Origin of the sequence: Bradyrhizobium centrolobii (assembly GCF_001641635.1) — a bacterium.
GTDB lineage: Bacteria > Pseudomonadota > Alphaproteobacteria > Rhizobiales > Xanthobacteraceae > Bradyrhizobium > Bradyrhizobium centrolobii.
The window spans coordinates 20,076-27,633 of record NZ_LUUB01000121.1 but is presented as its reverse complement, the minus strand read 5'-3'; the positions used below and the strand labels follow the sequence as shown (position 1 = coordinate 27,633).

At 65.3% G+C, this 7,558-nt stretch carries 7 protein-coding genes and 2 pseudogenes; 2 read left to right on the top strand and 7 right to left on the bottom strand.

Features of this window, described 5'->3' with window-relative positions; genetic code table 11:
- Positions 1–11: 11 nt before the first annotated feature.
- The 5 genes and pseudogenes from AYJ54_RS43095 to yajC all read right to left on the bottom strand — a co-directional run bounded on the left by AYJ54_RS43095 (position 12) and on the right by yajC (position 3,488).
- Positions 12–395, bottom strand: coding sequence for an Mth938-like domain-containing protein (locus AYJ54_RS43095; RefSeq protein WP_063708558.1), 384 nt, complete (start codon positions 393–395; stop codon positions 12–14).
- 60 nt (positions 396–455) lie between these two features.
- A complete protein-coding gene (secF, locus tag AYJ54_RS43090; RefSeq protein ID WP_136624325.1) occupies positions 456–1,475 on the bottom strand; it encodes a protein translocase subunit SecF in 1,020 nt (339 codons plus the stop codon).
- Between the two features lie 10 nt (positions 1,476–1,485).
- Positions 1,486–2,654, bottom strand: a pseudogene (gene secD / locus AYJ54_RS43085) (protein translocase subunit SecD); the annotation flags it as partial.
- A 1-nt stretch (position 2,655) separates the two neighbouring features.
- Positions 2,656–3,084, bottom strand: a pseudogene (locus AYJ54_RS53260) (protein translocase subunit SecD); the annotation flags it as partial.
- 47 nt (positions 3,085–3,131) lie between these two features.
- Positions 3,132–3,488 (bottom strand): preprotein translocase subunit YajC, encoded by a 357-nt coding sequence (gene yajC, locus AYJ54_RS43080; protein ID WP_063708555.1) that lies wholly within the window; start codon positions 3,486–3,488, stop codon positions 3,132–3,134.
- Between the two features lie 180 nt (positions 3,489–3,668).
- Between yajC and AYJ54_RS43075 the strand changes: the two genes are divergently transcribed.
- Positions 3,669–4,637, top strand: coding sequence for an ATP-binding protein (locus AYJ54_RS43075; RefSeq protein ID WP_063708554.1), 969 nt, complete (start codon positions 3,669–3,671; stop codon positions 4,635–4,637).
- 173 nt (positions 4,638–4,810) lie between these two features.
- Here AYJ54_RS43075 and AYJ54_RS43070 read toward each other — a convergent pair whose 3' ends face one another.
- A complete protein-coding gene (locus AYJ54_RS43070; RefSeq protein ID WP_063708553.1) occupies positions 4,811–6,187 on the bottom strand; it encodes a LysM peptidoglycan-binding domain-containing M23 family metallopeptidase in 1,377 nt (458 codons plus the stop codon).
- A gap of 109 nt (positions 6,188–6,296) precedes the next feature.
- The gene (locus tag AYJ54_RS43065; RefSeq protein ID WP_136624324.1) at positions 6,297–6,947 is read right to left on the bottom strand and encodes a protein-L-isoaspartate(D-aspartate) O-methyltransferase; all 651 of its coding nucleotides are present in this window, start codon (positions 6,945–6,947) and stop codon (positions 6,297–6,299) included.
- A 236-nt stretch (positions 6,948–7,183) separates the two neighbouring features.
- Here AYJ54_RS43065 and AYJ54_RS43060 point away from each other — a divergent pair, with 236 nt between their 5' ends.
- Positions 7,184–7,555: a response regulator gene (locus tag AYJ54_RS43060; RefSeq protein ID WP_063708613.1), complete on the top strand. Its 372-nt coding sequence runs from the start codon at positions 7,184–7,186 to the stop codon at positions 7,553–7,555.
- Positions 7,556–7,558 lie beyond the last annotated feature (3 nt).

Below are 7,558 nucleotides of genomic sequence, written 5' to 3'. Positions count from 1 at the left end.
CGCCGCGCTGCTCATGGCACGGCGATCAGGGCGGCCGCGACGCGCCGCCGTTCGCCGATCATGATGTTGTAGGTTCGCACGGCGGGACCGGTCTGCATCGTATCCAGCACCACCCTCACCGCCTTGAGCGCCTGGCGTAATTCCGGCGGCGGCAGCCATACGCCGGTTCCGGTTCCGATCAGCAGCGTGTCGATGCTGTTGGCAGTAGCGAAGACCCTATCCAGCGAATAGCGGTCGATCTTCGTGGGATCCGTCACGTCCCAGGCCCAAATCGCGTCGGGCAGGCACAGCAGCGAGCCGCGATGCGACATGCCGGCAAAGGCGAAGCCGCCCTTGCCATAGGCCTCGATCGGTGCCGAGCGCGGGAAATGCGGAGCGTTGGGATCGCCGGCCATGAGCTTCGTCCGAATTGGCTTACTGCCCTCGCAAACTCGTGCGAGGGCGCGCGGTTCGGATCATGGCCGGCTTTTCTTTGCCGGCGCAGCCGTATCCGCTGTGTCTTCACGATGCGTGCCGACGCCGAGATAGATCAGGATCGGCGCGGCGATGAAGATCGAAGTGTAGGTGCCGACCAGCACCACGCCGAACATCATCACCGCGGTGAAGCTGTGGATGGCCTGGCCGCCGAACAGCAGCAGCGCGAGCAGCGCCAGCGTCACGGTGACGTGGGTGATGATCGAGCGCGACAGCGTCGAGTTGATGGACTCGTTCAGGAGTTGCGGCATCGGCATCTTCTTGTAGCGCCGCAGCATTTCACGGATGCGGTCGTAGATGACGACGGTGTCGTTGAGCGAATAGCCGAGAATGGTCAGAAGCGCCGCGATACTGGTCAGGTCGAAATCGACCTGGCTGATCGACATGAAGCCGATCGTCAGCACGATGTCGTGCACGTTGGCGATCATGGCGCCGAGCGCGAACTGCCATTCGAAGCGGAACCAGAGATAGATCAGGATCGCGACGATCGCGAGCATCAGGCCGAGCATGCCGAAGGCCAGCAGCTCGCCGGAAACGCGCGGTCCCACCACCTCGACGCGGCGATATTCGACGGAATCGCCGAGCGCGCCGCGGACCTTCTGCACGGCCTCCTGCTGGGCGGCATCGCCGCCGGGCTGCTCTGCGACGCGGATCAGGACATCGGCCGGGCCGCCGAACTGCTGCAACTGGACTTCGCCAAGGTGCAGGGCGTCCAGCGTCGCGCGCATCGCGGCGATGTCGGCGGTGCCGGATTTGGCCTGCACCTCCAGCAGCGTGCCGCCGCGGAAGTCGATGCCGAAATTCAGGCCATGGGTGAAGAACAAAGTGATCGCGAAGATCGACAGCGCTGCCGAAATCGGGAAGCTGATGCGGCGAAAGCGCGTGAAGTCGAAATGCGTATTGTCCGGGACGATGCGCAGCGACGGCAGGAGGCCGAGCGCGGCGACCACGGTGAGGACGGCAATCAGGATGCCAAGCCCGATGAGAACGTAGTGAGTCACGGTCAGGCTCCTAGATCGGCACGCTCTGCGGCCGTTTCCACCGCACCCACCCGGCCACGATCAGCCGGGTCAGCGTAAAGGCGGTGAACACCGTCGTGATGATGCCGATGCCGAGCGTCACGGCGAAGCCGCGCACCGGGCCGGTGCCGATGTAGAACAGCACCGCAGCGGCAATGAAGGTCGTGATGTTGGAGTCGAGGATGGTGGCAAGCGCCCGCTTGAAGCCGGCGTCGATCGCCGAGATCGCGTTGCGGCCGCCGCGCAACTCTTCGCGGATGCGCTCATAGATCAGCACGTTGGAGTCGACCGCGATGCCGACGGTGAGCACGATGCCGGCGATGCCCGGCAGCGTCAGCGTGGCGTTGAGCAGCGACAGCAGGCCGAAGATCATGGCGACGTTGATGGCCACCGCGACGTTGGCGAACACGCCGAACAGGCGGTACGTCAACAGCATGAATACGATGACCATGATCGAGCCGACATAAGCGGCGAGCTCGCCCTTCTCGATCGAGTCCTGGCCGAGGCCGGGACCGACGGTGCGCTCCTCGACGACCGTAAGCGGGGCCGGCAGCGCGCCGGCACGCAGCAGCACGGCGAGATCGTTGGCGGACTGGACGGTGAAATTGCCGGAGATCTGCCCCTGCCCGCCGGTGATCGGTTCGCGGATCACGGGCGCCGAGATCACCTCATTGTCGAGCACGATCGCAAACGGCAGGCCCACGTTTTCTTGGGTGGCCTGCGCGAACTTGCGGGCACCGACCGAATTGAAGCGGAAGCTGACGATGGGCTCGTTGGTGCGCTGGTCGAAGCCGGGCTGCGCGTCGGTGAGCTCGCCGCCGGAGACCAGCACCTGCTTCTTCACCACATAGGGCACCTTCGGCGAGCTCGCGCTCATCAGGAGCTCCGATTCCGGCGGCAGCCGACCCTGCTGGGCCTGGTCCGGCGACACCGAGGTGTCGACCATCCGGAACTCCATCTTCGCGGTCTTGCCGAGCAGCTCCTTCAGATGCGTCGGGTCCTGAAGGCCCGGCACCTGCACCAGGATGCGGTCGTTGCCCTGGCGCTGGATCACCGGCTCGACCGTGCCGAGCTCGTTGACGCGGCGCTCGACGATCTGGATCGACTGCTCGATGGTGCGGCGCATGCGCTCGACCATGGCGGGCTGCGACAGCACAAGCCNAATCAGGCCGCCGCCGGCATCGGTGACGTCCAGGTCACGCTGCGTGCTCGAACCGAGCAAGCCGCCGATCGGCTGCGCGAGGTCGCGCAGCTTGGCGAGCGCCGGCTGCAGATCGGTGTCCTTGACCCGGACCTCGACCGCATCGCCGCGGGTCACGAGGCCGGTGTAGCCGATCTTGGCCTCGCGCAGCGCGCGGCGGACGTCGTCGCGGACCTGATCGAGCTTCTCCTTCTTCACGTAATTGGAATCGACCTCGAGCAGCAGGTAGGAGCCGCCCTGGAGGTCGAGGCCGAGCACGAGCCGGCGCTGTGCCCAGGCGGGCCAGGTCTTGACCTGCGCCTCGGGGAAGAAGTTCGGGACCGCGCAGAGGCACACGATCAGCGCTGTCAGGATAATCCCCAGCGCCTTCCACCGCGTGAAATACAACATCGACTGGACCTGTCAGATCAGGAGACTCTTGAGGCTCGCGCGAGCGCTCACTTTGCCGAGGTGTCGTCCTTGGCGCTTTCCTTGGCCGGCTCGCCCTTGGCGCGCACGCCGGAGATCATCTGGCGCATCTGTCGCACGCGCACGCCATCGGAAATTTCGAATTCGATCTGGTCGTCATCGACGACCTTGGTGACCTTGCCGACGAGGCCGCCCGAGGTCACCACGGTGTCGCCGCGACGGATGTTCTTCACGAGTTCGGCATGGTCGCGCACCTTCTTCTGCTGCGGGCGCAGAATCAGGAAGTACATGATCACGAAGATCAGGGCGAACGGCAGCAGCGACATCAACATGCTGTTGGTGTCGCCGGCGCCCGCAGCCTGGGCATACGCAGGGGTAATCAGCATTCGGACGATCCTCGTGAGAACGGGGGAAAGCCGGTCAGGCCCTTGGGGCGACCGGTTCGGTCAAATTCGCGCGGACTATAGCGGCCACCGCCCCAATTGCAACGCTGCCAGACCGTCGATTTGGCCACCTTGCGGCGGCCGTTGAGGCCCGATAAGGCTGCGTTCTCAGGAACTTCGGACATGCCCAGAAAACCAAGCAAAAGCCCGGCCAGCAACGGCCCCAAGACCCCTGCCCCAAAGCCCGCCCGCGTCGCGGCAAAACGCCCCACGGCAGCCCCTGTCGACCTCTCCCAGGAGCGCATCGTCCGCGCACTGGAGACCATTGCAGCGCACCTCTCCGCCCAGAAGCCGGCCGCGGTGGCCGAGTCTTTTGAGCGCGCGGATGCCTTCGTCTGGCATCCGGACGGCCGCATGTCGGCGGTGCCCCGGGTCAGCCGTGTCGAGCTGTTCCTGCTGAAGGGCGTCGATCGGATGCGCGACATCCTGATGGAAAATACCGAGCGCTTCGCCAACGGCCTGCCGGCCAACAACGCGTTGCTCTGGGGCGCGCGCGGCATGGGCAAGTCATCGCTGGTGAAGGCGGCCCACGCCAGCCTCAATGCCGACCGCAAGGCCGCTGACAGGTTGAAGCTGATCGAGATCCACCGCGAGGACATCGAGAGCCTGCCCTCGCTGATGGAGCGCCTGCGCGCCTCCTCCTTCCGCTTCATCGTGTTCTGCGACGACCTCTCCTTTGACGGCAATGACGCCTCGTACAAGTCGCTCAAGGCCGTGCTTGAAGGCGGCATCGAGGGCCGCCCCGAGAACGTCATCCTCTACGCCACCTCCAACCGCCGCCATCTCCTTGCGCGCGAGATGATCGAGAACGAGCGCTCGACCGCCATCAATCCCGGCGAAGCGGTCGAGGAGAAGGTCTCGCTGTCGGATCGCTTCGGCCTCTGGCTCGGCTTCCATCGCTGCAGCCAGGACGAATATCTCGCGATGGTCCGCGGCTATTGCAGCCATTTCGGCATCGAGATCGCCGACGAGGAGCTGGAGCGCGAGGCGCTGGAATGGTCGACGACGCGCGGCTCGCGCTCAGGCCGTGTCGCCTGGCAATTCGTGCAGGAGCTCGCCGGACGGCTGGGCGTGAAACTGACGGCGAATTAGCGCGAATCTGCAGCCCCAATCACAACTGTCATTCCCCGCGAAAGCGGGGAATTCAGGACGCCGCGGCCTATCGGCTTAATAACAACCGTCTCTGGAATACTGGATCGCCCGCTTTCGCGGGCGATGACGGCGTTGTTACGGTGGTCGCGTGCCCTGCTGTCAGGGCGCGCGCCTCACGCCCCGTTCAGGAATTGAAGCGGGTCAACCGGGCTCGATCCCTTGCGGATCTCGAAGTGGAGCTGCGGCGACGCCACTTCCCCGGATTGACCCGACTTGGCAATGACCTGGCCGCGCTTGATGGTATCACCACGCTTCACCAACAGCTCACTCGCATGGGCATATGCGGTGACGTAGCCGTTGGAGTGCCGAACCAGGACCAAATTGCCATAACCCTTCAGCTCGTTGCCGGAATAGGCAACGACGCCGTCTTCAGCCGCCTTGACCGGCGTGCCCTCGGGCACCGCGAGGTTGATGCCGTCATTGGCCTTGCCGTTGGTCTTGGCGCCGTAGGTCGTGATCACCTTGCCGCGCACCGGCCAGCGGAAGGTCGGCAGCGCACCGGTGGCCTCCGCAGCCTTCGCCGGTGTCTCGGCGGGCTTCTCTTCGAGGTTTGCTGTGGCCTGGGCCAATCGGGCGCTCTGCATCGGCGCGGCGGCCGCAACCTTGGTGGCGGGCGCGGTCGCGACGGCGGCCGGCTGCTGGGCGACCGCAACGGGTGCCGGCGCAACCAGAGCCGGCGCCGGCGCGGCGACGGCGGCGGTCTTGGCACCGGGCACGGTCAGCTTGGTGCCGAGCTTGAGCTTCGCGGACGGCGCAAGGCCGTTGGCGCGGGCGAGTTCGGCGGCCGAGATATGGTTCTTGCGCGCGATGCTGGCGAGCGTGTCGCCGCGATTGACGAAGTGGATGCTCGGCGGCGCGGCAACAGACGCAACCGGCTTGGCTGCAGGCGAGATCACGGGCGCGGCGGCGACCGCAGCTTGAGCGGCCGTCGCAGTCGGATGCGGGATGATCAGCTGCTGGCCGGGCGACAGCGTGCGCGGGCCCTTGTAGCCGTTGGCGGCAAGGATCGCCTGCGGCGTGACATGGTAGCGCTTGGCGAGCACGTCGAGCGTGTCGCTGGTGCCGACGATGATCTTGGTCCCGCCGGCCGGCTGGGCGGCGGCGACCGAGCGCGGCGGCACGGTGGCCGTGGTATCGAGATGCGGCTGGGCTGGTGGCGCATAGGAGCTGACCCCCCGCCCGCCTCCGGAAACGCCACCACCGGAGACCGGATAGGATTGCGGCGCCGCAACCGCGGGCGGCGGCAGGGGCTGAGACTGGTAGGAGCCGGGCTGCGTCTGCGGCCGGGCATATTGCGGCAGCTCACGCTGCGGCGGCGGTGCCTGCTGCACCGAACCGGTCGACTCGGAGGCGAAAGGATTGGAGAAATTCGACTGGGACAGCCGCGACGACATATCGGCGCTGCACCCCGCGAAACCGAACGAGATCAGCGCCAGCACCGCGACCTGCGGCACGCGGCGCGAGTAAAGCAACTCGGCGACAGCGGACATGGTTACTCACTCGTACGCAACAGAACTGGTCTTTTAAGTAAACACGCGCCGAGTAAATAACGGCTTAACCCTCCCAATAAGATGTTGGCGGCACAGCCGATCCGGGAATCTACAGCTCCCGCGCCACGCCGGGCAGCGCCGGCACGAAGCGGACATCGACGAGTTCCTTGCGCTCGACCCCCGCTTCGCCGCGGGTCAGACGGATCAAGGTCTGCACGCCCTGGTGCGGTCCGACCGGCGCGATCAGGACACCCCCGACTTCGAGCCGCTCGATCAGGTTCTCCGGAATCTGCTCCATCGCCGCGGTGACGATGATGCGATCGAACGGCCCGATATTGGCGGGCAGGTTGAGGCCATCGCCCAGCATTACCTCGACATTGTGATAGCCTAGCTTCTCGAGCCGCGCGCGTGCGGCATCCGCAAGCCTGCGGTAGCGCTCGACGGTCAGCACATGACCCGCGAGCCGCGACAGCACCGCGGCCTGATAGCCGGAGCCGGCGCCGATCTCGAGCACGCGGTGCCGCTTCTGGACTTGCAGCTGCTCGGTCATGTAGGCGACGACGAAGGGCTGGCTGATGGTCTGTCCGCAGGCAATCGGCAGCGCGCTGTCCCGGTAGGCATCCTCGCGATCCGCCTCGTCGACGAACAGCTCGCGCGGCACCTCCTCCATGGTGCGCAGCACTGCCTGATCGCTGATCCCCCGACGTCGCAGCGTAAGCTGAAACATCATCTTTTCCGGCGGCTGCTGATGGGAGGCCATGTGCCTGTGTTCGTCTCTTGAGGTCCAGGTTCGGTGCTTCGGATCGCAGTGCCCAAGCCTGGATTCTTGTTCCGGCTCAGGAACTCATGATAGCCTTTTGGCGCAGCATTTGACCACAATCGGCGAGCAACGGATCAACTGCGATCGTCATTTTGCAGATTTCCATTCGCCGAAACGCGCATTGCTTCACTTGGCGTTATCTGCGAACGTTTGCGCGAATGGGCAAGGACTCACTGATGACTGCGACAAGGCTTTCGGGCCGTTCTGTATTCCTCGTCGAAGACGAGGTCATGATCAGGATGATGGTCGCGGATATGCTGGAAGAGCTTGGCTACAAGGTCGCGGCTGAGGCGGGCGACATCACGGAGGCGATACGGCTTGCCCAGTCGATCGAGTTCGACCTCGCCATTCTCGACGTCAACGTCAACGGCAAGGTCATCTCGCCAGTCGCCGACCTGATCAAGGCCAAAGGCTGCCCCTTCATCTTCGCCACCGGCTACGGCTCCTCGGGCCTGCCCGAGCAATATCGCGACCGGCCGGCGCTTCAGAAGCCGTTTCAGCTCGACGCGCTCGGCAAGACCATCGAAGCCGCCCTTCGCGGCGGCTAGCCT